Annotated in this window: 19 protein-coding genes; 13 read left to right on the top strand and 6 right to left on the bottom strand. The window is 74.2% G+C overall.

Annotated elements, in window-relative coordinates; translation table 11 throughout:
• Position 1: 1 nt before the first annotated feature.
• Positions 2 to 1294 (bottom strand): hypothetical protein, encoded by a 1293-nt coding sequence (locus AB0O82_RS30855; protein ID WP_363587203.1) that lies wholly within the window; start codon positions 1292 to 1294, stop codon positions 2 to 4.
• A 404-nt stretch (positions 1295 to 1698) separates the two neighbouring features.
• Here AB0O82_RS30855 and AB0O82_RS30850 point away from each other — a divergent pair, with 404 nt between their 5' ends.
• Genes AB0O82_RS30850 through AB0O82_RS30840 form a run of 3 tightly spaced genes read left to right on the top strand, consistent with a single transcriptional unit; the run spans position 1699 to position 6193 of the window.
• A complete protein-coding gene (locus tag AB0O82_RS30850) occupies positions 1699 to 2343 on the top strand; it encodes a class F sortase (RefSeq protein ID WP_363587202.1) in 645 nt (214 codons plus the stop codon).
• The gene (locus tag AB0O82_RS30845; RefSeq protein ID WP_363587201.1) at positions 2340 to 3656 is read left to right on the top strand and encodes an alpha/beta hydrolase-fold protein; all 1317 of its coding nucleotides are present in this window, start codon (positions 2340 to 2342) and stop codon (positions 3654 to 3656) included. Before AB0O82_RS30850 ends, AB0O82_RS30845 begins: the two co-directional genes overlap by 4 nt.
• Positions 3653 to 6193 carry a phosphatidylglycerol lysyltransferase domain-containing protein gene (locus AB0O82_RS30840; RefSeq protein WP_363587200.1) on the top strand — a complete coding sequence of 847 codons (2541 nt, stop codon included), beginning with the start codon at positions 3653 to 3655 and terminating at the stop codon, positions 6191 to 6193. Before AB0O82_RS30845 ends, AB0O82_RS30840 begins: the two co-directional genes overlap by 4 nt.
• Before the next feature lie 74 nt (positions 6194 to 6267).
• Here AB0O82_RS30840 and AB0O82_RS30835 read toward each other — a convergent pair whose 3' ends face one another.
• Positions 6268 to 6708, bottom strand: coding sequence for an SsgA family sporulation/cell division regulator (locus tag AB0O82_RS30835; RefSeq protein ID WP_350881138.1), 441 nt, complete (start codon positions 6706 to 6708; stop codon positions 6268 to 6270).
• Positions 6709 to 7018: 310 nt separating this feature from the next.
• Here AB0O82_RS30835 and AB0O82_RS30830 point away from each other — a divergent pair, with 310 nt between their 5' ends.
• The 3 genes from AB0O82_RS30830 to AB0O82_RS30820 all read left to right on the top strand — a co-directional run bounded on the left by AB0O82_RS30830 (position 7019) and on the right by AB0O82_RS30820 (position 10798).
• The gene (locus AB0O82_RS30830) at positions 7019 to 8851 is read left to right on the top strand and encodes a DEAD/DEAH box helicase (protein ID WP_363587210.1); all 1833 of its coding nucleotides are present in this window, start codon (positions 7019 to 7021) and stop codon (positions 8849 to 8851) included.
• A gap of 454 nt (positions 8852 to 9305) precedes the next feature.
• Positions 9306 to 9956: a helix-turn-helix domain-containing protein gene (locus AB0O82_RS30825; protein ID WP_350881140.1), complete on the top strand. Its 651-nt coding sequence runs from the start codon at positions 9306 to 9308 to the stop codon at positions 9954 to 9956.
• Positions 9957 to 9991: 35 nt separating this feature from the next.
• Positions 9992 to 10798 (top strand): S16 family serine protease, encoded by an 807-nt coding sequence (locus AB0O82_RS30820; protein ID WP_363587199.1) that lies wholly within the window; start codon positions 9992 to 9994, stop codon positions 10796 to 10798.
• Between the two features lie 32 nt (positions 10799 to 10830).
• Here AB0O82_RS30820 and AB0O82_RS30815 read toward each other — a convergent pair whose 3' ends face one another.
• A complete protein-coding gene (locus tag AB0O82_RS30815; protein ID WP_350881144.1) occupies positions 10831 to 11391 on the bottom strand; it encodes an Lrp/AsnC family transcriptional regulator in 561 nt (186 codons plus the stop codon).
• Positions 11392 to 11594: 203 nt separating this feature from the next.
• Between AB0O82_RS30815 and AB0O82_RS30810 the strand changes: the two genes are divergently transcribed.
• Entirely contained in the window at positions 11595 to 12125 is a 531-nt protein-coding gene (locus AB0O82_RS30810) for a VOC family protein (protein ID WP_363587198.1), read from the top strand.
• A gap of 7 nt (positions 12126 to 12132) precedes the next feature.
• Here the strand turns inward: AB0O82_RS30810 and AB0O82_RS30805 are convergent, their stop codons facing one another.
• Complete coding sequence (locus tag AB0O82_RS30805; RefSeq protein ID WP_363587197.1) at positions 12133 to 12690, bottom strand: hypothetical protein; 558 nt, start codon at positions 12688 to 12690, stop codon at positions 12133 to 12135.
• A 133-nt stretch (positions 12691 to 12823) separates the two neighbouring features.
• On the opposite strand from AB0O82_RS30805, the gene AB0O82_RS30800 reads away from it, so the two are divergent.
• The 4 genes from AB0O82_RS30800 to AB0O82_RS30785 all read left to right on the top strand — a co-directional run bounded on the left by AB0O82_RS30800 (position 12824) and on the right by AB0O82_RS30785 (position 18580).
• Positions 12824 to 13528: a response regulator transcription factor gene (locus AB0O82_RS30800; RefSeq protein WP_350881149.1), complete on the top strand. Its 705-nt coding sequence runs from the start codon at positions 12824 to 12826 to the stop codon at positions 13526 to 13528.
• 17 nt (positions 13529 to 13545) lie between these two features.
• Positions 13546 to 14961 carry a HAMP domain-containing sensor histidine kinase gene (locus AB0O82_RS30795; RefSeq protein WP_363587209.1) on the top strand — a complete coding sequence of 472 codons (1416 nt, stop codon included), beginning with the start codon at positions 13546 to 13548 and terminating at the stop codon, positions 14959 to 14961.
• Positions 14962 to 15296: 335 nt separating this feature from the next.
• The gene (locus tag AB0O82_RS30790; protein ID WP_363587196.1) at positions 15297 to 16922 is read left to right on the top strand and encodes a cellulose binding domain-containing protein; all 1626 of its coding nucleotides are present in this window, start codon (positions 15297 to 15299) and stop codon (positions 16920 to 16922) included.
• Positions 16923 to 17179: 257 nt separating this feature from the next.
• Positions 17180 to 18580, top strand: coding sequence for a glycosyltransferase 87 family protein (locus AB0O82_RS30785; protein ID WP_363587195.1), 1401 nt, complete (start codon positions 17180 to 17182; stop codon positions 18578 to 18580).
• 107 nt (positions 18581 to 18687) lie between these two features.
• On the opposite strand, the gene AB0O82_RS30780 is transcribed toward AB0O82_RS30785, so the two are convergent.
• Positions 18688 to 19104, bottom strand: a complete 417-nt coding sequence (locus AB0O82_RS30780) for an SsgA family sporulation/cell division regulator (RefSeq protein ID WP_063349195.1) — start codon at positions 19102 to 19104, stop codon at positions 18688 to 18690.
• A 446-nt stretch (positions 19105 to 19550) separates the two neighbouring features.
• On the opposite strand from AB0O82_RS30780, the gene AB0O82_RS30775 reads away from it, so the two are divergent.
• Together AB0O82_RS30775 and AB0O82_RS30770 are read left to right on the top strand one after the other, a co-directional pair.
• Positions 19551 to 21197 carry an RDD family protein gene (locus tag AB0O82_RS30775; RefSeq protein WP_363587194.1) on the top strand — a complete coding sequence of 549 codons (1647 nt, stop codon included), beginning with the start codon at positions 19551 to 19553 and terminating at the stop codon, positions 21195 to 21197.
• A gap of 128 nt (positions 21198 to 21325) precedes the next feature.
• Positions 21326 to 22081, top strand: coding sequence for an RDD family protein (locus AB0O82_RS30770; protein WP_363587193.1), 756 nt, complete (start codon positions 21326 to 21328; stop codon positions 22079 to 22081).
• A 42-nt stretch (positions 22082 to 22123) separates the two neighbouring features.
• Here the strand turns inward: AB0O82_RS30770 and AB0O82_RS30765 are convergent, their stop codons facing one another.
• The gene (locus AB0O82_RS30765; RefSeq protein ID WP_363587192.1) at positions 22124 to 22366 is read right to left on the bottom strand and encodes a hypothetical protein; all 243 of its coding nucleotides are present in this window, start codon (positions 22364 to 22366) and stop codon (positions 22124 to 22126) included.
• Between the last annotated feature and the right edge of the window lie 131 nt (positions 22367 to 22497).

Raw genomic sequence — 22497 nt, 5'->3', positions numbered from 1 at the left:
GTCAGCCGGCAGCGGCGGCGGAGGGCACCGGCGGTGCCCCGGGGGTGCCGAGGAAGGCCTCCCAGCCGCCGGTCGGCGCCTGGCCCGGGGCGAGGCCCTGGAGCTTGCGCAGCACCGCCGGGTCCTGGGCGTCCAGCCAGTCCACCAGTTGGCGGAACGAGACCAGCCGGACCTCCGGCTTGTCCGCGATCGTCCGGAGCACGTCCTCGACGGCGTTCATGTAGATGCCGCCGTTCCACTCCTCGAAGTGGTTGCCGATGACGTACGGCGCCCGGTTGCCGTTGTAGGTGCGGTCGAATCCCAGCAGGTAGGAGTCGCGGGCCTGGGCCTGGAAGCCCGGGTAGAGCGCCGGGTCGGCCTTGGTGTTGGGGCCGCACTGGTTGTACATGATGTTGTAGTCCATCGACAGCACCTGGAAGGTGTGCCCGGGGAAGGGGATGGACTGCAGCGGGAGGTCCCAGAGCGCACCGCCCTGGATCTTCTGCGGCCACACCTGGGTGCCGTTGCCGCTGCTGTCGTAGCGCCAGCCGCGCTTGACCGCGGTGGGCAGCAGGTTGCGCTGGCCCTCCAGGCAGGGGGTGCGGCTGCCGATCAGCTCCCTGCGGTAGTCGAAGGGCAGGGCCGGCAGGTCGGTGAAGCCGGTGTTGGTGCGCCAGTTCGTCACGAAGTCCATGGCCTGCTGGATCTCGCTGTCCCACTCCTCCGGGGACCACTTGCCGACGCCGGTGGCGCCGCAGAAGTGGCCGTTGAAGTGGGTGCCGATCTCGTGGCCCTCCAGCCAGGCCGCGTGCACGTTCTCCAGGGTGTCGTGGATGTGCTGGTCGGTGAGGTAGCCGATCTCGGAGGCGCCGACCTTGTGCTGCGGGGGGCGGTAGAGGTCCTTCTTGGACTCGGGCAGCAGGTAGAGGCCGCTGAGGAAGAAGGTCATCGAGGCGTTGTGCTCCTGCGCCAGCCGGCGGAAGCGGGCGAACAGGCCGTTGTCGAGTTCGCCGGCGCCGTCCCAGGAGAAGACCACGAACTGCGGCGGCCGTTCGCCGGCCTTGAGCCGCTCGGGGGTGGGCTGGTGGGGCTGGGCCCCGGTGTCGGAGGTGGAGCCGTCGCCGATCAGGACGGCCTGCGGCTCGGCGGCGTCCGTGGGGCCGGCACTCTGGTCGACGGCCGCGCCGGTGGGAGGGACGGCCGAGCCGATCATCGGCTTCTTGCTGTCGGCGCTGTTGCTTCCGCAGCCGGTCGCCAGGGTGGCGGCGGAGGCCGCACCGGCGGCCAGCAGGGTGCGGCGGGAGAGAGCGGCCATGGTCACTCCGTTCATGAGGCGTTCGGCAGGCGTACAGGCGTGCGGAAATCCGGTCGGACAAGTGGGGTGATAGAACCCGTGACCGGGTCAGCATGGCAGCTGGGCTCGATCGGTCGGCCAGGCGCCACTGGCGGTCTTCATCGATCGCCCGATTGACGCAACCGGACCGACCCCCCGCGCCGTCGAAGCTCGTACCGAGGCGTTCCGGTGGCGCCGTCACCTGGGAAACGGCCGTCGCGTTCCGTCACTGGATGCCCACTGGGCGCACGGATTCGGGCGGTTGCCCTGCCGATCGGGGGGTGTCATTACGCCCATCGTGTGGACGTGCTTTAAGGTCCGATCCGATTGAATTGTTTCCCAGGAAACTCCCAGGATCGGGAATCCGTCGGTAGAGGGGAGCGCCCGTGGGCGTCCAGCAGAGCAGGAGCCCGTGGCCGGGCACCCTGGCGGCCGGTGCCGCGCTGGTGCTCGGTGCCTGGCTGCTGCACGACGGCGGGCAGGGCGCGCTGCCGCCCGCCCCCGGCAGCACGCAGACGCTGTCCGGCTTCGCCCCGGTCTCCGTCGTCCCGCCGCTGGGCCCCTCCGACCCCATCCGCATCCGCATCCCGGCCGTCCGGCTGGACGCCCCGGTCACCGCGCTCGGGCTCGACCCCGACGGCCACCTCCAGGCCCCGCCCGAGGCGGACCGCAACCTGGCCGGCTGGTACCGCGGCGGAGCCAGCCCCGGGCAGCGCGGCACCGCCATCCTGGCCGGGCACGTCGACAACAAGGCCGGCCCGGCCGTCTTCTACAACCTGGGGGCGCTCCGGCGCGGAGACCGGATCGAGATCGCCCGCGCGGACGGCGCCGTCGCCGTCTACCAGCTGTACGCCATCGAAGTGCACGACCGAAAGGACTTCCCGGACGACCGGGTCTACCGCCAGGCCGCCGACGCTCAGCTGCGGGTCATCACCTGCGGCGGCGCGTACAGCGCCGAGCACGGCTACGAGGGCAACGTCGTCGCCTACGGCTTCCTGGCCGACACCACCCGGCCGGGCAAAGCCGCATGACCACGCTGACCCTCGCCACCCGCTGGAACCCGATCGACTGGCCGCTCACCCACGGCCCGATCCCGTACGCCGTGCTCGCCGCGGGCTGGGGGTCGCTGGTCCTGCTCGCGTTCTCCCGCCACGAACGCTGGCGGGCCCCGCGCCTCTTCGGCGCCCTGATGCTGGCCGGAACGCTCACCGCCCTGGTGAAGCTCGGCGTCGACGGCTGGTGGCACCCCTTCCCGGAGGGAACCCCGGACTTCGTCCTGCGCTGGATAGCCGTCGCGCTGTCCGCGATATCCCTGGTCTGCTTCCGCGCGCCGCTGCTCGCCGTCCGCCGCCGGCTGCTGGCGACCGGCGCCGCCGTCCTGGTGCTGCTGATGGCCGCCTCGCAGGTCAACCGGGGCTTCGACCAGTACCCGACCGCCCGGGCCATGCTGGTGCCCGGGGTCCAGGCGCTGACCACGGGCAAGGTGGCCAGCACCGTCGCCGCCACGCCAGGCAAGCCCGTCGAGGAGCTCTGGCACGCGCCGCCCGGCCTGCCCGCGAAGGGCACCCTCTCCACGGTGACCATCCCCGGCACCAAGTCCGGCTTCACGGCCCGCGACGGGTACGTCTACCTGCCGCCCGCCTACCAGGCCAACCCCCGGCCGCTGCTGCCCGTCGTGGTGCTGCTGCCCGGCCAGCCCGGCGCCCCGGTGGACTGGATCACCTCCGGGGCCATCCAGGAGACCCTGGACGCCTTCGCCGCCGACCACCAGGGCCTCGCCCCGATCGTGGTGGTCGCCGACCCCACCGGCAGCCCGTTCACCAACACGCTCTGCATGGACTCCCGGATCGCCAAGGCGCACACCTACCTGGCCACCGACGTCCCGGACTGGATCCACCACAACCTGCAGACCGCCACCGGCCGGGGCGCCTTCGCCATCGGCGGGCTCTCGCTCGGCGGCACCTGCTCGCTCCAGCTGGCCGTCAACGCGCCGGGGGTCTACGGCACCTTCCTGGACATCTCCGGCCAGGACGAGCCGACCCTGGGCGACCGCGGCGAGACCGTCGACAAGGCCTTCGGCGGCGACGAGGCCGCGTTCGACGCCGTCGACCCGGTGCACGTCATGGCCCGGCAGAAGTTCCCCGACACCGCAGGCATGTTCGTGGTCGGCGCCAACGACCCGGACTTCCGACCCATGCAGGAGAAGGCCTATGCGGCGGCACAGGCGGCCGGAATGAAGGTCGGCTACCAGACCATCCCCGGCTGGCACAGCTGGGTCGTGTTCCGCCAGGCCTTCGAACAGAACCTGGCCTGGCTCTCCCAGCAGACCGGGCTGATCCGGTGATCCGGCTCCCCGCGGCCCCCGCGCCGGCCAAGGAGCAGGAGTGGCCGTCGGACCGCGCGCCGGTCGCCGGGACGCCGGAGCCGCGCCCGCAGCGGGCCTGGCGGGCGACCCGGACGTTCGGCGTGTGGCTGCGCTCGGCGCCGCTCACCCTGGTGCTGCTGGCCGGGCTCTGGGCGCTCGGCGCGGCCACCGGCAGCCTGGCCCACGGGCCGTCCGAGCGGCTGCTCGACCGGGTCGGGGCCGGCGTGCCCACGCTCGCCGAGGGCCACTGGTGGACGCCGTTCACCTCGCTGTTCTGGTGCTCCGGCCTGGGCTCGTACGTGTTCACCAGCCTGCTGCTGGTCCTGGTCGGCCCGGCCGCCGAGCACCGGCTCGGGTGGCTGCGCACGCTCGCGGTGCTGGTCGGCGGGCAGCTGGCGGGCACCCTGCTCGGCACCGGGCTGATCGCGGTCGGCTCCCGGGTCGGCGAGCAGTGGACCGTCTCGGTGGCCGACCAGACCTCGGTTGGCCCCGGTGTCGGCCTGTTCGCGCTGGCCGGGGTGCTCGGCTACCGGCTCACCGTGCTCTGGCGCCGCCGGCTGCACCTGCTGGTGCTGCTCGCCCCGCTGGTCATGACGCTGTACGTGGGCCACCTGCAGAGCGTCCAGCGGTGCGCCGCCGCGCTCGTCGGGCTGGGCGCCGGCGCGCTGCTCGCCCGGGGCGGGCTGCACCTGCGCACCCACCGCTCCTCGCACTCCGAGACCCGGGTGCTGGTGGCGCTCTGCCTGGTCGCCGCCGCCCTCGGCCCGCTGATCGCCTCGCTGTACGACAACGCCAGCGGGCCGTTCAACACCTTCTCCGAGCTGTACTTCTCGCACCGGCTCAGCCCGGAGGAGGTGGCCGACTTCTGCGCGCTGTCGGCGCACGACTGCGCCCGCGCGCACGCCGTCGAGCGGATCTTCGACACCCCGGGCCGGCTGATGGCCGCGCTGTTCCCGGCGCTGCTGCTGGTCCTGGCCGAGGGGCTGCGCCGGGGGCTGCGGCTCGCCTGGCGGATCACCGTCGCCACCGAGCTGCTCTGGGCGGCGTTGCTGGGCTGGCTGTACCTCGACTCCGGCCCGGTCAGCGGCGACGTGGTCCAGTACTTCGTCGAGGCGCTGCTGCTGCCGCTGCTCACCCTCGGCCTGCTGCTGGCCACCCGGCAGCGCTTCCGGCTGCGGCTGGCCGGCCGGGCGGTGCTGCGGCTGGGCGCGCTGCTCGGCGGCGCCGCCCTGGCGGCCTCGGCCGCGTACGTGGGGCTCGGGCGCCTCGCGGCCGACCAGTTCGAGCCGGGGGCGAACATCCGCCGGCTACTGCACGGGCTGCCCGCGCAGTTCCTGCCGCCCGCCTACAACGACCTGCTGCCGGACTACCCGATCGCGGTCGGCCCGGTGGCGCTGTTCCTGGAGACGTACTGCGGGCTGGCCTTCTGGGTGGTCGCGCTGACCGCGCTGCTGCTGGCCTTCCGCCGGCCGGTGCTGCACACCGACGCGGAGGCGGCCGCCCGGGCCAGGGCGCTGCTCACCGCGTACGGCGGCGGGACGCTGTCCTTCATCACCACCTGGGACGGCAACCACTACTGGTTCGACGAGGAGGGCCGGGCGGCCGTCGCCTACCGGGTGCACAACACGGTGGCGCTGACCACCGGCGACCCGTTCGGCGCGCCGGAGGCCCGGGCCCGGGCGGTGGCCGGGTTCGCCCGGTTCTGCGACCAGCGCGGCTGGACCCCGTGCTTCTACAGCGTCTCCCCGCAGACCCGGGAGGCCGCCGCGCAGCTCGGCTGGCGCTCGGTGCAGGTCGCCGAGGACACCGTGGTGGCGCTGCCCGAGCTGGCCTTCACCGGCCGCAAGTGGCAGGACATCCGGACCGCGCTGAACAAGGCCGGCAAGCAGGGCATCACCGCCGAGTGGTGGTCCCACCACGAGGCGCCGCGCGCGCTGCGGGACCAGATCCGGGCGATCTCCGAGGAGTGGGTCTCCGAGAAGGGCCTGCCCGAGATGGGCTTCACGCTCGGCGGACTGGAGGAGCTGGACGACCCGGACGTGCGGGTGCTGATCGCGGTGGACGAGCAGCGTGTCGTGCACGGCCTGACCAGCTGGATGCCGGTGTACGAGAACGGCGTGCCGGTCGGCTGGACGCTGGACTTCATGCGCCGGCGCTCGGACGGCTTCCGCGGCGTCAACGAGTTCCTGATCGCCTCGGCCGCGCTGGGCTTCAAGGAGGAGGGCGCGCGCTTCCTGTCGCTGTCCGGCGCGCCGCTGGCCCGCTCCGGGCAGGACGAGGAGCCCTCCGGCCTGCAGCGGATGCTGGACTGGATGGGACGGGTGCTGGAGCCGGTGTACGGCTTCCGCTCGCTGCTCGCGTTCAAGGCGAAGTTCCAGCCGGAGTACCGGCCGATGTACATGGCCTACCCCGACCCCGCCGCGCTGCCGAGCATCACCAGGGCGATCGGCAAGGCGTACCTGCCGCACCTGACGCCGGCGCAGGGCGTCCGGCTGATGCGCAGGCTGTCGGGCTGAGGCGCCCCGGGCCCCGGACCCGGGTGACGGCCGGAAGCGCGCTGACGCCCCCGGACGCCGGCCCCGCGCGCCGCTCAGCCGAGCAGCTCGGCGAGCGCGCGGTCGGCGTCCAGGTGCAGGTGCTCCTCGCCCTCGGGGACGAGCAGCCGGCTGCGCCACAGGAAGCGGCGCAGGTCGGTGGTGTCGAACTGGAGCAGCGCGGTGCCCTCCGGCGCCCGCAGCTCGACCATGGTGCGCCGGCCGACCGCGGGCCGGACGTGGACGTCGCCGACGCCGGCCGGCAGCTCCAGGCCGGCCGAGAGCAGCTGGCGGGCGAAGACCCAGACGATGTCGTCGGCGCCGTCCGAGCCCGCGCCGCCGTCCGCCGGTTCGTCCAGCGAGAACTCGGCGGGAAAGGCCATCCGGACGGCGAGCGGGTCCTCCGGCAGGTAGCTCAGGAGCACCCGCAGCCGGACGGAGCGGTGCAGCGAGAGGATCAGACGGGCCTGGACGGTCTCTTCGGCGGCGGTGTGCACGGCGAGTCCCTTCGGGTCGGTGTGAGGCCGGTCGACAAGGGGGAGGGTTGGGGCGGCCTCACCCTGGTGAGAGTCCCGGGACCGGCCGTGATTACTCGGTTTCGGAATCGATCGGATGTGATCCGGGTCACGTCGATTTCCGGCCGCCCGGGCCCGGCGCGGAGCCTCGCCTGGCCGCCCCGACGGCGCCGGGCCGGTACGCTGGGCGGGTTGTCCGATCGCCGCCCTTCCGCGGGGCGGGGCTGAGAAACCGCCCCTGACCTGCGATGATCCCCCCTCGGAGACCGTGAGTACTGCCGCCGCCTCCTCGATGCCGCTGTTCTCCGACGTGCCGGAGCCGCAGGCGCCCGCCCGGGGCGCCGGACCCGCCGCGTCCGCCGCCTCGCACCACCTCTCGCCGGCCTTCCCCGGCCGCGCCCCCTGGGGCACCGCGGGCAAGCTGCGGGCCTGGCAGCAGGGCGCGCTGGACAGGTACATCGAGACGCAGCCGCGCGACTTCCTCGCGGTCGCCACCCCGGGCGCCGGTAAGACCACCTTCGCGCTCACCCTGGCCTCGTACCTGCTGCACAACCACCTGGTGCAGCAGGTGACCGTCATCGCGCCGACCGAGCACCTGAAGAAGCAGTGGGCCGAGGCCGCCGCGCGGATAGGCATCCGGCTCGACCCGGCCTACTCCTCCGGCCCGCTCTCCCGGGACTACCACGGCATCGTGGTCACCTACGCGGGCGTCGGGGTCAACCCGATGCTGCACCGCAACCGGACCGAGGCGCGCAAGACCCTCGTGATCATGGACGAGATCCACCACGCCGGCGACTCCAAGTCCTGGGGCGAGGCCTGCTTCGAGGCCTTCGAGCCGGCCACCCGCCGGCTGGCGCTGACCGGGACGCCGTTCCGCTCCGACACCAACCCGATCCCGTTCGTCCAGTACGAGGCCGGCGGCGACGGCATCCGCAAGTCCGTCGCCGACTACACCTACGGCTACGGGCACGCGCTCGCCGACCACGTCGTCCGCCCGGTGATCTTCCTCAGCTACAGCGGCAACATGCGCTGGCGCACCAAGTCCGGTGACGAGCTGGAGGCCCGGCTCGGCGAGCCGATGACCAAGGACCTGATCGCCCAGGCCTGGCGCACCGCGCTGGCCCCGCAGGGCGAGTGGATCCCGTCCGTGCTGCAGGCTGCCGACCGGCGGCTGTCCGAGGTCCGCAAGGCGATCCCGGACGCCGGCGGGCTGGTCATCGCCACCGACCAGAACACCGCGCGCGCCTACGCCAAGATCCTGCGCGAGATCTCCGGCGAGAAGGCCACCGTGGTGCTCTCCGACGAGACCGAGGCCTCCCAGCGGATCTCCGACTACGCGGCCGGGGACTCGCGCTGGATGGTCGCGGTCCGGATGGTGTCCGAAGGCGTCGACGTGCCCCGGCTGTGCGTCGGGGTGTACGCCACCTCGATCTCCACCCCGCTGTTCTTCGCCCAGGCCGTCGGCCGCTTCGTGCGAGCCCGCAAGCGCGGCGAGACCGCCTCGGTGTTCCTGCCCACCATCCCGACGCTGCTCGGCTTCGCCAACGAGATGGAGGTCCAGCGCGACCACGTGCTGGACCGGCCGAAGAAGGAGGGCGAGGGCCTCTTCGACGAGGAGGACCGGCTGCTCGCCGAGGCCGAGCGGGCCAACGACGGGCCGGACGGCGCGGGCGGCGACGAGTTCTCCTACGAGGCGATCGGCTCCGACGCGGTCTTCGACCGGGTGCTGTACAACTCCATGGAGTTCGGCATGCAGGCCCACCCGGGGAGCGAGGAGGAGGACGACTACCTCGGCATCCCGGGCCTGCTGGAGCCGGACCAGGTGCAGATGCTGCTGCAGAAGCGCCAGCACCGGCAGATCCAGCGCAGCAAGGGCAAGCCCGCCGAGGAGGCCGACCTGCTGGAGCTGCCGGCCGAGCAGCGGCCGGTCGTCACCCACCAGGAACTCCGGGAGCTGCGCAAGGAGCTGAACGCGCTGGTGGCCGCCTGGCACCACCGCACCGACCAGCCGCACGGCACCGTCCACAACGAGCTGCGCCGCCAGTGCGGCGGCCCGCTGACCGCGCAGGCCACGGCCAACCAGCTGAAGGCGCGGATCGCCAAGATCCGCGAGTGGGCGAAGTAGCCGCGGCGGGCAGGCGGGCAGGCGGGCCGGGCAGGCGGGTTCGGGAACGGGCTCGGAAACGGGCTTGGAGTCAGCCGCGGAATCAGGCGCGGGAACGGCACGGCGCGCGGCCGCGGGCCGGCCGCTCCGTTCCCGCGTGTCCGGACTCCGGAGCGCGGCCGGACCCGCGCGCCGGCGGGCCCGGAGAAATGCGGGCATTTGTCCCGGTTCCGTCGCGCTGTTGAAGTCGATCACGCCCGAATTTTGGACAACCACTTCCGTCGCGACATTTCCTTCACTACCTTTCCCCCACGCTCTTCCACCGGGCAACCCCCACAGGACGGGCGCCGCAGGACCGCACGCACGTCAAGGACGACACCGCGAGCGGTCCGAGCGCGGCCACCCCACCTGCGCGCGACACCGAACCCGGTCCGGCGCCGCCTGCCCCGCGAGCGCCGCGGAAAGGATGCCCGTCGTGACTGCCGAGACCTCCCAGACCCTGGACCGTGGCGTCCGGGTCCTCAAACTCCTCGCCGACTCCGAGCGCGGGCTCACCGTCACCGAGCTGGCCGCCCGACTGGCCGTCAACCGCACCGTCGTCTACCGGCTGCTGGCCACCCTGGAACAGCACGGCCTGGTCCGCCGGGACATCGGCGGCCGCGCCCGGGTCGGCCTGGGCGTCCTGCGCCTGGCCCACCGGGTGCACCCGCTGCTGCGCGAGGCCGCGCTGCCGGCCCTGCGCAGCCTGGCCGAGGACCTCGGCGCCACCGCCCACCTCACCCTGGTGGACGGCAACGAGGCGCTGGCCGTCGCCGTGGTCGAGCCGAGCTGGACCGACTTCCACGTCGCCTACCGCACCGGGCTGCGCCACCCGCTCGGCGAGAGCGCGGCCGGCCGGGCCATCCTGGAGGCGCGCACCTTCCCCAGCCAGCGCCGGCCGGAGCAGGGGTTCGTCATCACCCGTGCGGAGGAGCAGTCCGGGGCCTGCGGCGCGGCCGCCGCGCTGATCGGACTGAGCGGCATCGAGGGCAGCGTCGGCGTGGTGATGCTGAACGGGCTGGTCCCCGAGCGGGTCGGCCCCCGGGTGGTGGAGGCGGCGACCGAGGTGGCCGACGCGCTGCGGTAGGCCGGCACGGGCCCCGGTGTGTTTGGATTCCCCTTGTGTCCGACACCAAGCTGCCCAAGGCCCTCACCTCCCCGCGGACCCGCGTGCTCACGCTCTGCGGGGTGCTGGTCGCCGCGCTGTTCGGCGTGGCCGCCTTCGTCCCGCTGCCGTACACGCTGACCTGGCCGGGCCTGACCGCGGACACCCTCGGCACGTACAAGGACAAGCCGGTCCTCACCGTGACCGGGGCGCCGCTGCGCACCACCGAGGGCGAGCTGCGGATGGTCACCATCTCGGCCACCAACCCGGGGGAGAAGACCACCTTCTGGCGCGCGCTCCAGGCCTGGTTCGACCAGGACGAGGCGGTGCGCCCGACCGACACGGTCTACCCGCCGGGCAACCCGGCCAAGGCCGAGGAGCAGACCGCCCAGCAGATGGCCGAGTCGCAGAACAGCGCCACCGCCGCCGCGCTCGGCTACCTCCACCTCTCGCCGGACCAGGTCAAGGTGAAGGTCGACCTGGGTGACGTCGGCGGCCCGAGCGCCGGGCAGATGCTGGCGCTGGGCATCATCGACAAGCTCGCCGGCGACGGCAAGGGCGGCGACCTCACCGGCGGGCTCACGATCGCGGGCACCGGCACCATCGACGACCAGGGCGTCGTCGGCGCGGTCGGCGGCGTCCCGCTCAAGACCCAGGCGGCCGCCCGGGACGGCGCGACGGTGTTCCTGCTGCCCAAGGACGAGTGCACGGACGCCAAGGTCAACACGCCCAAGACGCTGCGCCTGGTACCGGTCGGTACGCTCGGCGAGGCGGTCTCGGCGCTGGAGGCGCTGAAGAGCGGCGGCGGCGTCCCCAGCTGCTGACGGGGGCGGAGGCCTCTGCCGTCGCGCGGGCCCTACTCGGCGGCGGCCTGGTCCACCAGCGGCAGGATGCGGTACGGCACCGGGTTCTCCAGCGCGATCGCGGTCGCCGAGCGGACGATCCCGTCGAAGCCCACCACCCGGTCGATCACCCGTTGCAGATCGGCGTTGGAGCGGGCCACGATCCGCACCATCATGTCCCCGGCCCCGGTGATGGTGTGCAGTTCCAGCACCTCCGGCACGTTCGCCAGGTGCGTCCGGACGTCGGCGCCCTGGCCCTGGGAGATCTCCAGGGTGGCGAAGGCCGTCACCGGGTAGCCGAGCGCCGCCGGGTCGACCTCCGGGCCGAAGCCGCCGATCACCCCCTTGGCCTGCAACCGGTCCAGCCGGGCCTGCACGGTGCCCCGGGCGACCTGGAGCCGGCGCGAGCACTCCAGCACCCCGATCCGGGGCTCCTCGGCGAGCAGCCGGATCAGCCGGCCGTCCAGCGCGTCGATCGAGTCGTTCCCGCCGCCCGTCCCGGGGGCGGCCGAAGCGCCCGGCGGGGCGGGGGAGTTGGGCGAGCCGGGGGAGCTCGGGGACTGGGCGGGGGGCATCGCGGCTCCGTCCTCCGGTGGGCATTCTGTACAGCGGCGCCGCCGATTCTCCCGCCCCGACGCACAGCTTGACCAGGAGGAAACGGAACAGTTGCGCGCCGGTCGGCTCGGCGCCACCCTCCAGCCACAACGCCGTGCGCCGGGCCCCACACCGGCGCACGGTCGCACCCGCCGTGGTCCGCACGCCTACCGGGAGGGCCGTCATGACCGACACCGCCGCCGAACCCGTCCTGCTCGCCGCAGGACCCGGACAGTCCGGCCCCCTCCCGATGGGCCGCGCCGACGCGGTGGTCTTCGCGGTCGGCGACGCCGAGCGGGCCGCCCGCCGCTACACCGCCGCGCTCGGACTGCGCTGTACCGCGTACGCCGGGCCGGAGACCGGGGAGCCGGAGACGGTCTCGTACGTGCTGGACGCGCCCGGGACCAGGATCGTGCTCACCTCGCTGGTCCAGGTGATCGGCCCGCGCGGCCGGGAGCTGGCCGCGCACCTGGCCCGGCACGGGGACGGGGTGCTGGACCTCGCGGTGAGCGTGCCGGACGTCTTCTACGCCTACGACTACGCGGTGGACCGGGGCGCCCTGTCGCTGGCCGAGCCGTACGAGGCGCGGGACCGCTTCGGCACGGCGGTGCTCGCGACGATCGGGGTGCCGGGCGGGACCAGGCACACCCTGGTCGACCGGTCCGGCTACGCCGGGCCGTACCTGCCGGGGTACCTGCCGTTCGAGACCTGGTGAGGGGGGCTCAGCGGATGGCCGTCTCGACCACCGGCGGGTGGCCGTTCCAGTAGACGAAGACCGAGTTGGCCTGCTCGCCCTTGGTGAAGTCCACCCGCATCCACTGGTCGCCGTTCCACACCTGCATCTGCCAGCCGGGGTCGGGAGTGGCGGAGACCAGCGAGGCCTTGTCGGGGCGGATGTCCAGGGCGACCTTGCCGCCCGGCACCGGGTAGCTCTTCACAGAGGACACCGCCGTGGCGGTGGCGGGAGCGGGGCGGCGGGTGGCCGGCGAAGAGGCGGCGGCGAGGGTGGTGGCGGGGGCCGGCCCGCGCGTCGTCGTGGCGGCGGTCGGGGAGGCCGGTGGTGGGGTCGGGGTCCCGGTCTGGGTGGCCGACCGCGCCTGGTCGGGGGTGACGGTCGCGGTGTGCGGCGTGCCGTCGGCCCTCGGCGAGGGCAGCGGCAGGGCCGTGGGCTGCTCGAACGCGGCACCGGTCAGCACCGCGTGCACGCCGAGCCAGGACAGCGCCACCGCCGCCCCGGTGGCCGCCGCCCAGGCGCCGAGCTGTACCAGTCCGTTCCGCATCGTCCGCTCATCCTGCCGTATTCCGGGCCTGCGCAGCCGGGCAGCCCCGTTATTAGTCAGGGGAGTTGCACAATGTCCGGAGGCCACCCCGAGGTACAGACCACTGCCCGTCGATGGCGTACCGTGCAGGGCCATGGCAACAGTGCTCGTGGTCGAGGACGACCCTTTCGTACGCTCCGCCCTCATCCGGCACCTGACCGACACCGGTCATGCGGTCCGCAGCGTGGGCACGGCACTTGAGGCGCTGCGGGAGGTTGCCCAGGTCGGCTGTGACCTGGTGATCCTCGACCTGGGACTGCCGGACCTGGACGGCAGCGAGGCACTCAAGATGATCCGGGGCCTGACCAATGTGCCGGTGATCATCTCGACCGCCCGCGACGACGAGGCCGAGATCGTCCGGCTGCTCAACGACGGCGCCGACGACTATCTGGTGAAACCTTTCTCCGGGGAACACCTCAGCGCCCGGATGGCCGCCGTGCTGCGCCGGCTCGGCGGCGGCGCCGCCCCCGTCGCCCAGGTGCTGCGGGTCGGCGGCCTCGCCATCGACCTCCAGCGCCGCGAGGCCTCGCTGGACGGGCGGCTGCTCGACCTGACCCGCCGTGAGTTCGACCTGCTGGCCTTCCTGGCCGGACGCCCCGGCGTGGTGGTGCCGCGCAAGGAGATCCTGGCCGAGGTCTGGCAGCAGACCTACGGCGGCGACCAGACCATCGACGTCCACCTGTCCTGGCTGCGCCGCAAGCTCGGTGAGACCGCCTCCAGCCCCCGCTACCTGCACACCGTCCGGGGAGTCGGGGTCCGGCTGGAGGCCGCCGGGGGACTGGCGGAGCACCGGACATGAGGAGGTTCGGGCGCTCGCTGCGCTGGGCCCTGATCAAGGCCGCCGTCGCCGGGACCACCATGGTCGCGCTGGCCTTCCTCATCCCGCTCGGCCTGATGGTCCAGCAGACCGCCCGGGACCACGCCTTCACCGCCGCCGAGCGGCAGGCCGCCGCGCTCGGCCCGGCCCTCGCCATCACCACCGACCAGATCGCCATCGACCGAGCCCTGGCCAGCACCGACGCCGGCGGGCAGGGCAGGATGGCGGTCCACCTGCCCGCCCCGGCCGCCCCGGACGCGCTCCCCGGCCCCGGCGGCCCCGGCGGGCCCACCATCGGCGAGGCCCGGGCCGCCGCCGGCGACGTGTCCACCGCCGGAGGCCAGGGCCGCTCCTTCACCGTCGAGGTGCCCGGCGGCTACGCGCTGCTCCAGCCGGTCGCGGTGGACACCGGACGCACCGCCGTGGTCGAGGTGTTCGTCGCCGACGGCGACCTCACCCGGGGCGTCTCCACCGCCTGGCTGGTGCTCTCGGGCGTCGCGCTCGGCCTGGTCGCCATCTCGGTCCTGGTCGCCGACCGGATGGGCGGCCGGATCGTGGCCTCCGCCCGGCGGCTCGCCGGCGCCGCCCGCTCGCTCGGCGCCGGCAACCTCGCCGTACGGGTCCCGGTGGACGGCAAGCAGGCCGCCGGCAGCCCCGAGGAACTGCGCGAGGCCGCCCACGCGTTCAACACCATGGCCGACCGGGTGGTCCAACTCCTCGCCGCCGAACGGGAACTGGCCGCCGACCTGTCCCACCGGCTGCGCACCCCGCTGACCGTGCTGCGGCTCAACGCCGCCTCGCTCGGCGAGGGCGACGCCGCCGACGCCACCCGGCACGCGGTCTCCCAACTGGAGCGCGAGGTCGACCAGATCATCCGCTCGGCCCGCCGCGACCCCGAGGACGCGCCCGCCGTCGCGGTCGGCTGCGACGTCGCCGAGGTGGTCCGCGAACGGGTCGGCTTCTGGTCCGCGCTGGCCGAGGACGAGGGCCGCTGCTGGCAACTGGCCGGTGCCGACCGGGTGACGCCCGTCCCGGTCCAGCGCGCCGACCTGGCCGCCACCGTCGACGCGCTGCTCGGCAACGTCTTCCGGCACACCGCCGTCGGCACCGCCTTCTCGGTGGACGTGCTCGCCACCGAGACCTCGGTGATCGTCCTGGTCGGCGACGCCGGCCCCGGCTTCAGCGACCCGGCCGCCGCCCTCAAGCGCGGCGAGGGCCACGGCGGCGAGGGCTCCACCGGCCTCGGTCTCGACATCGTCCGCAAACTCGCCGAGTCCACCGGCGGCGACCTGGGGCTCGGCCGCTCCGCCGTGCTCGGCGGCGCCGAGGTCCGGCTGCGGCTGCGGACCCGCCCGGACGGCACCCCCGCGCGGGCGGGGCGGCGGCGCGGCCGGGGCGCGCTGTTCCAGAAGTGACCGCTTCCTCGGCTGTTGCCTCGGCCGCTTCCTCGATCGCTCCCTCAGCCACTTCCTCGACCGTTTCCTCGATCGCTCCCTCGACCTCGGCCGAGGCCCGGGGAACCGTGGTGGCCGGTCTTCGTGCGCGCCTGACGCCCTGCCGGCTTCGGGATCTTCCTTAAGCGCGGCCTAAGGGAGTTCTTCCCCTCGCTCAGCCCGCCGGTTCGGCCCCCCGGCCGCCGCTAGCGTCGGTCGCGCCGGTCACCCGACCGAGCCGGGCCGGCCGCCCGGACGTCCGCACGCACCCGCGCCCGGACCGCGGCCGACCGACGGCACCCCGGAGGTAACGCGCCATGACCACCCAGCCCAACCGCCGCCCAGGCCGCCGCAGGCGCAGCCGCAAGGGCGCGATCGTCGGGGCCTCGGCGGTCGCCGCCGCCCTGGTCGCGGGCGGTGTCGTCGTCCTCGCCTCCTCGGCCAGCGCCGCCTCGCTCGGCGCCGTCTACAGCCGGACCAGCAGCTGGGACTCCGGCTACACCGGCCAGTACCTGGTCACCAACCCGGACAGCGGCCCGATCGAGGACTGGACGCTCAGCTTCGACCTCCCGGCCGGGGCGAAGATCGACTCGCTCTGGAACGCCACCTTCACCGCCGCCGGCCAGCACGTCACCGTCAAGCCGGAGGCGTGGAGCAAGCGGCTGGAGCCGGGCAAGAGCGTGGTGGTCGGCTTCGTCGCCCAGGGCGCCGGCGCCGCGCAGGCCGAACCCGGAAACTGCCTGATCGACAACACCTCCTGCAAGGCCGGTGACGGCACCGCACCCACCCCCTCGGGCCGCCCCACCACCACCGCGCCGACCAGTCCGGTGTCGACCGGTCCCGTGCCGACCACTCCGGTGTCGACCGCTCCCAAGCCGACCGGGACCGGCACCCCCACCGAGGCCCCCTCCCCCACGGGGACCGCGAGTGCCACTCCCTCGGCGAAGCCGACCACCCCGGCGCCGACCCCCACCCCGACCGCCACCCCCACGGCGACCGGTGTGCCCGTACCCCCGGCCGGCGCCGGGGCCGGCTTCGCCCCGTACGTCGACACCTCGCTCTACCCGCCGTACGACCTGGTCGCCACCGCCAAGGCCACCGGGGTCAAGAACTACACCCTCGCCTTCGTGGTGTCCGGCGGTGGCTGCCAGCCCAAGTGGGGCGGCGTCAGCGACCTGTCCGCCGACGCGGTGGCCGCCCAGATCGGCGCCCTGCGGGCGATCGGCGGCGACGTCCGGGTCTCCTTCGGCGGCGCCAACGGCAGCGAGCTGGCCCTCGCCTGCGGCTCCACCGCAGACCTGGCCGCCGTCTACCAGAAGGCCGTCGACGCCTACGGCCTGACCAGGCTCGACTTCGACGTCGAGGGCGGCGCGATCGCCAACACCGCCGCCAACACCCGCCGCGCCCAGGCCATCGCCCAGCTGCAGAAGAACGCCGCCGCCAAGGGCAAGGCGCTCGACGTCTCCTTCACACTGCCCGCGCTGCCCTCCGGCCTGACCCAGGAGGGCGTCAACCTGGTCGCCGACGCCAAGAACAACGGCGTCGCGATCGGTGCGGTCAACATCATGGCCATGGACTTCGGCGACGGCGTCGCCCCGAACCCGCAGGGCCAGATGGGCAAGTACGCGATCGCCGCGGCCACCGCCACCCAGGCCCAGGTCAAGAGCGTGCTCGGACTGGACGACGCGGCCGCCTGGCGCAGGGTCGCCGTCACCCCGATGATCGGCGTCAACGACGTCGCCAGCGAGGTCTTCACCGTCGCCGACGCCAAGCAGCTCGCCGACTTCGCGACGTCCAGGCACCTCGCGTGGCTGGCCGTGTGGTCCGGCACCCGAGACAAGGCCTGCGACGGCGGGGCCAAGGCCTACGCCGATGCCAGCTGCAGCAGCGTCGTCCAGCAGCCGCTGGACTTCACCCGGGCCCTCGGCGCCTACACGGGCTGAGGCACGGGGCCGCTGAGGCACGGGGCCGCTGAGCCCCTGAGGCACTGAGGCCCTGAGCCCCTGGGGCCGCTGAGGCCGCTGAGGCCGCTGAGGCACTGAGCCTCCCCCCGGTGGCCTCGGCCGTCCGTGCTCCGCCCGCAACGGAGTACGGCCGGTCGGGGCCCATTCGTCACCCTGCGTGACTGCCTGTGCCCAGGCCCGGTCGGCCCGCATCCGGTATCGTCGGCGATTGGTCGAGCGGTGGACGGAGTGGACTGGTGACAGCGGTGCAAGACGAGCGCAGCCCGGTGCGGACCGCACCCGACCCCGCGCCCGCCCCCCTGTCGGACCGGCTGCGGACCGTGCTCGGCGCCCCCGTCCGCGCGCTGCGCGAGGCCCCCCGTCGACCGCTGCTGGCCGCCTCGGCCCTGGCGCTCCTCTCCCTGGTCGTGTATGCGGTGGTCCGCCACTTCGTCAACACCTCGATGGTCGACATGATCGTCTACCGGGCCGAGGGTGCCGCCGTGGCCAACGGCACCGACCTGTACGCACTGCGCGTCACCGAGTGGAACCTGCCCGCGACCTACCCTCCGTTCGCGGCCATGCTGTTCGTGCCCACCACCTGGTTCCCGGTCCCGTTCCTCCGGGTGGCGATCACTCTCGGCAACCTCGGGCTGCTCGCCCTGCTGACCCACCTGTCCTTCAAGCTGGTCGGCTGGCCGCGCCGCGAACTGCGGCCGATCGGCGTCATCCTGGTGACCGGCCTCGGCGTCTGGCTCGAACCCGTCTTCACCACGCTCCGGTACGGCCAGATCAACCTCGCGCTCGCCTGCCTGATCCTCTGGGACCTCACCCGTTCGGACGCCCGCCGCAGCAAGGGCATGGCGATCGGCATCGCCGCCGGCCTCAAGCTCACCCCTGGCCTGTTCGCCGTCTACCTGCTGATCACCGGCCGGGTCCGGGCCGCCTTCGTGGCCGGCCTCACCTTCCTCGGCACCTTCCTGATCGGCGCCGTCGTCCTGCCCGACGCCACCTGGGGCTTCTGGACCAAGTACCTCTACGACTCCTCCCGGGTCGGCAAGACCGAGATCGTCGACAACCAGTCGCTGCGCGGCGCCCTCGCCCGGCTGCTGCACACCGCCGACCCCGGCACCCTCGCCACCCTCGCGGCCGGCCTGGTCGCGGTGGCCGGCCTCGCCGTCGCCGCCTGGGCCCACCGCAGCGCCCGCTGGCTGCCCCGGGCCGAGGCCTGGGGCGTCTGCTGCGCCGCCGTCACCGCCGTGCTGATCTCGCCGATCAGCTGGACCCACCACTGGGTCTGGTGCGTGCCGGTGCTCGTCCTGCTCGCCACCGAGGCCTCCGTCGAGCACGCCCGTCCGGTCGGCGTCCGCCGGTTGCGCTGGCGGGCCGCCTTCTGGGCGACACTGCTCGCGTTCCTCTCCTTCGCGATGTGGGCCGCCAAGCCGCTCGGGCCGGCCGTCCTCCACATGGCGCCGCTGCGCCAGCTGCCGACCTCGGTCTACCCGTGGGTCGGGCTCTGCTTCCTGCTCGCCGCCGCCATCCGGATAAGGGCCAGGCGACGCTCCGCCGGGGCACCGCTGGTCCGGCTGCCCGGACAGCGCGACGGCGGTGGCCCGGACGCCACCCGCGGCCGTCAGCAGGCCCCCGCGGCCCGCTGAGCCGGCGGGGGCGCGGCTCCCGTCGCGTCGCGCGGTCCCGGCCGGGTGCGTGCTGTGGCCGGCCGGTGCGTTCGCGGTCGTGCGCGTGCTGGTGGTCGTGCGCGTGCTCACGCAAGCAGGTCCGCGAGCGAGCCGTCCATGTCCAGCGCGGCCATCTCGCTGCCCGGCGGGACCAGCCGGTGGGCCCGCTCCAGCCAGGCCGCGACGACCGGCAGCGGTGCCTCCAGCAGGGCGTCGCCGGCCGGGGAGCTCAGCGCCAGGCAGAGCACGCTGCGCCGGCCCGAGCGGGTCGGCCAGATCCGTACGTCGCCCTGGCCGCACGGCCGGAAGGTGCCCTCGACCAGCAGCTCGCGGGCGAACACCCAGGTCACCGGGGAGCCGGTGTCCAGGTGGAAGGTGATGTGCACCGCGTACGGGTCGTGGCTGCCGTAGGACAGCCGGGCCGGGACGGGGACGCTGTGCTCGGGGGAGAGCACCAGGTTCAGCTCCAGTTCGTGCTCGACCACGCTGGTGGGGCGCTCCATGATCGTTTTCCTCTCGGCCTTGGGTTCCTGCCCGGTTCCGGGCCCGGTGACCTTTGAGAGGGCGGTCCACGCCGGCTCTTACACACGTTTCCGGGATTTCTTCGGGAAGTTCGACGAGGGGTGTGGTGAGGCGACGGGTGGTGAGGCGCGGGGTGGTGAGGCGACGGGTGGTGAGACGCGGGGTGGTGACCGGTGGGGACCGCGGCGCGCGGACGCCCGCCGCGCGCCGGGACGGTTCGGCCGCCCTTACCCCGGAGGGCCCTCCGCTGTCCGGTGATTGACCAACTTTCCGTCGGCACCTCGACGAGGCACTACCCTTTGTTACTGTCCGGCGACTGTCCGCCTACCAGCGGTGCCCCCCACCCACGCGCGCCGGACGGCTCGCGGGTGCGCCGGGCGGGCGTGCCGTGTCGGCCCCGCCAGGACCCGCCAGGAGAGAAGACCCCATGACGGACCGCCCCTTCGCCGGCGCCGGCGACTCGGCCGTCGGACCCGAGCCGGGTTACTACCCCGACCCCTCCATCCCCGGCTTCGTCCGGTACTGGGGCGGCTCGGCCTGGGTGCCGGGCACCAGCCGGCTCGCACCCGCCGAGGGCGAGGTGCTGGATCCGCCCCGGTTCGCGTCCCGGCGGCCCGCCGCCGGCGCGGCGGGGACGGCGCGGGCGGTGCCGCCACCGGCGGTGCCGGAGGCGGCCGTTCCGGAGGCGGCGTCCCCGGAGCCGTCCTGGGGCGGGACCGCGCACGGCGGGGGTGGGGGCGGGGACACCGGGCCGGTGTACTTCGACCAGACCGCGGGCGGGGCGAAGTTCGTCCTCGGGTCGCGGGTGGCGGAGGTGATCGGCGGGCCGGTGTTCCGGACGGTCGGGGAGCCGGAGGCGTCCGAGAACCCTGAGGTGTCCGGGATGGCTGGGGTGCCCGGGGTGGCTGGGGCGTCCGGGCCGGAGATGGCGGAAGTCGAGGTGCCGGTCTTCGGCGAGGCGGTCCTGGGCGAAGCGGTCCTGGGCGAGCCGGTGGTCGAGGTTTCGGCGGTCGGGGGTGCGGCAGGCCAGGGCGAGGTGGAGGAGCTCGGCTGGCAGGTCGTTCCGCAGGCGCAGCGGGGGCTGATGGAGACGGGTGGCGAGCCGCACCGGGTCTCCTGGGGGGTGCTTTCGGGGGCGCCCGACGGGGAGGAGGGGCGCGTGAGGGAGGTCCGCGCTTCGGTTGCTGTTCCGGCCGGGGCTTCGGCCGGAAGGCCGGCCGCCGCTTCGGTCGGGGTGGAGGTGGCCGCCGCCTCCGGAGCGCCCGCGACCGTCCCGGCGGCGGTGGCGGTGCGGGAGGCGCCGTCGCCCGTTGCGTCGCCCGTCGCGGCGTCCGTTCCGGCGGCTGCGCGCGGGGCCGGGCGTGCCGTCGAGTCCGAGTCCGAGTCCGCGTCCGAGCCCGAGCCCGCCGTACCGGCCCCGGCCCCGGCCGCCGCCGGAGCGGTTCCGGTCCGGGCTCAGGGCCGACCCCCCGCGCCTGCCGCGCCCGCCGGGTCGCTGCCGGTCGTGCGCCCGGCCCGGGAGGCCGTCGCGCGGCGCCGACCCGCCCCGGCCGCGCCTGCCCCCACCGTGCCCGCCTCCGTGACGCCCGCCGGACTCGGACGTCGGCTGGCCGCGCGCGCCGTGGACACCGTCGTACTCCTCGTGGTCGCCGTCGCCGCCGGAATCCCGCTCGGCCGCTCGGCGTCCGAGCACCTCCAGCAGAAGCTCGATCAGGCCAGGATGGCCAGTTCCCTCACCCGGCGCCAGGTCCAGGTCTGGCTGGTGGACGACGTGGTGCTGGGGAAGGTCGCGGTCCTGCTCGGCATCCTGCTCTTCGTCAGCCTGCTCTACGAGGTGCTGCCGACCGCCCGCACCGGCCAGACCTTCGGCAAACGGCTGGCCCGGATCCGGGTGGCGGACGCCGCCGCCCCCGGCGCCCGGACCAGGTTGAGCCTCGGCCGCTCGCTGCTCCGGTGGGCAGTGAGGCAGCTCGGCCTGCTGCTGCTCGTCGGCCTGGTCTGGCCCGTGTTCGACCGCCCGGCCCGGCGCGGCTGGCAGGACCGGGCCGCCCGCACCCGGGTGGTCCGCGACTGAGGCCTCCCGGCGTGGCGGTCGGCTCCCGGCGCGGAGGCATCATCCGGAGCGGAGGCGTCGTCCGGCCCTGGCGGCAAAACGGACAGAATGTCCCAAACGGCGAGAATGTGTGATGTTCTACTCGACGGATGAGCACTCACGACCCCTCAGGCTCCCAGCCGGAGGGGGGCGGCCAGCCCTCCTTCGACAAGCAGTCCCCGCAGCCGGGCGGCGGCACGCCGGAAGACCGGCCGTCGGACCCGAACCCACCGCCCGCCCCGCCGCCCGCCGAAGGCCCGTCCGACGGCACCTCCGGCACCCCGTCCGACGGCCCCGGCGCGTACGGCGGCACCTACGGCGGCCCGACCGCCGGCCAGAGCCCGCCCGGCGGCAGCCCCTACGGCCGGAACCCCTACGACCAGCCCCCGCCCGGCTACGGCCCCACCGGCTACGGAACCCCCGGCGCCGGGCCCGTCCCCGGCATGCCGCCGATCGGCAGCTGGCCCAGGCGCATCCTCGCCCGCCTGATCGACTACCTCCTCGTCCAGGCCGTCGCCGTGATCGTGGTGGCCCCCTTCGCCGACTTCGGCAACCGCTCCGGCGAGGTCGGCGCGTTCTGGCTCGGCTGCGGCATCTACCTCCTCTACGAGGGCCTGATGCTCGGCCGGGACGGCCAGACCCTCGGCAAGAAGGCGATGCACGTCCGCGTCGCCATGCTGATCGACGGCAACAAGCCCACCCAGGGCGCCGCCTGGACCCGCGCGGCCGTCTACATCCTCCCGGCCGTGATCTGCTGCGCCGCCTTCTGGTGGATCATCGACGGGATGTTCGGCGTCTTCGACAAGCCCTACCGGCAGTGCATCCACGACAAGGCCGCGAAGACCGTGGTGGTCACCACCGACTGACCGGCCGAGCGGGCTGCGACGCCCGGCGGCGGACTGGCGTTGCTAGCGCTGCCGGGCGTACTCGTGTCCGGCCGGGGCCGGGGAGGCCGCTCCCGCCCTCGCCGCCGACCGGCCGGACACGGCGAGCGACAACACCGTCACCACGGTGCCGAGCGCCAGGGCGAACCCCTCCAGCACCGCGACCTCCAGGACGCCCGAGGCGCCCGAAACGGCCAGCAGCGCCACAGTGGCGGCGACGACGGTGAACGAGCCGAGGCAGTACTGGGCGGCGGACGGACGAGGCATGGCGGGGGGTCCTTCGCACGTCGGGGGGAACGAGCGGGAATGGCGCCGGTCCCAGAAGTACTGCCCGGCAAGGGAGTTCGGTAAGTCCAGGCTAACCCGCCGGACCGGGAGCACGGGGGGCGCACAGGCTC

The sequence above is a fragment of the Kitasatospora sp. NPDC088264 genome (genome assembly GCF_040685715.1).
Classification (GTDB): Bacteria; Actinomycetota; Actinomycetes; order Streptomycetales; family Streptomycetaceae; genus Kitasatospora.
The sequence above is the reverse complement of the archived record's forward strand: the minus strand, read 5'-3'. Positions and strand labels throughout refer to the sequence as shown.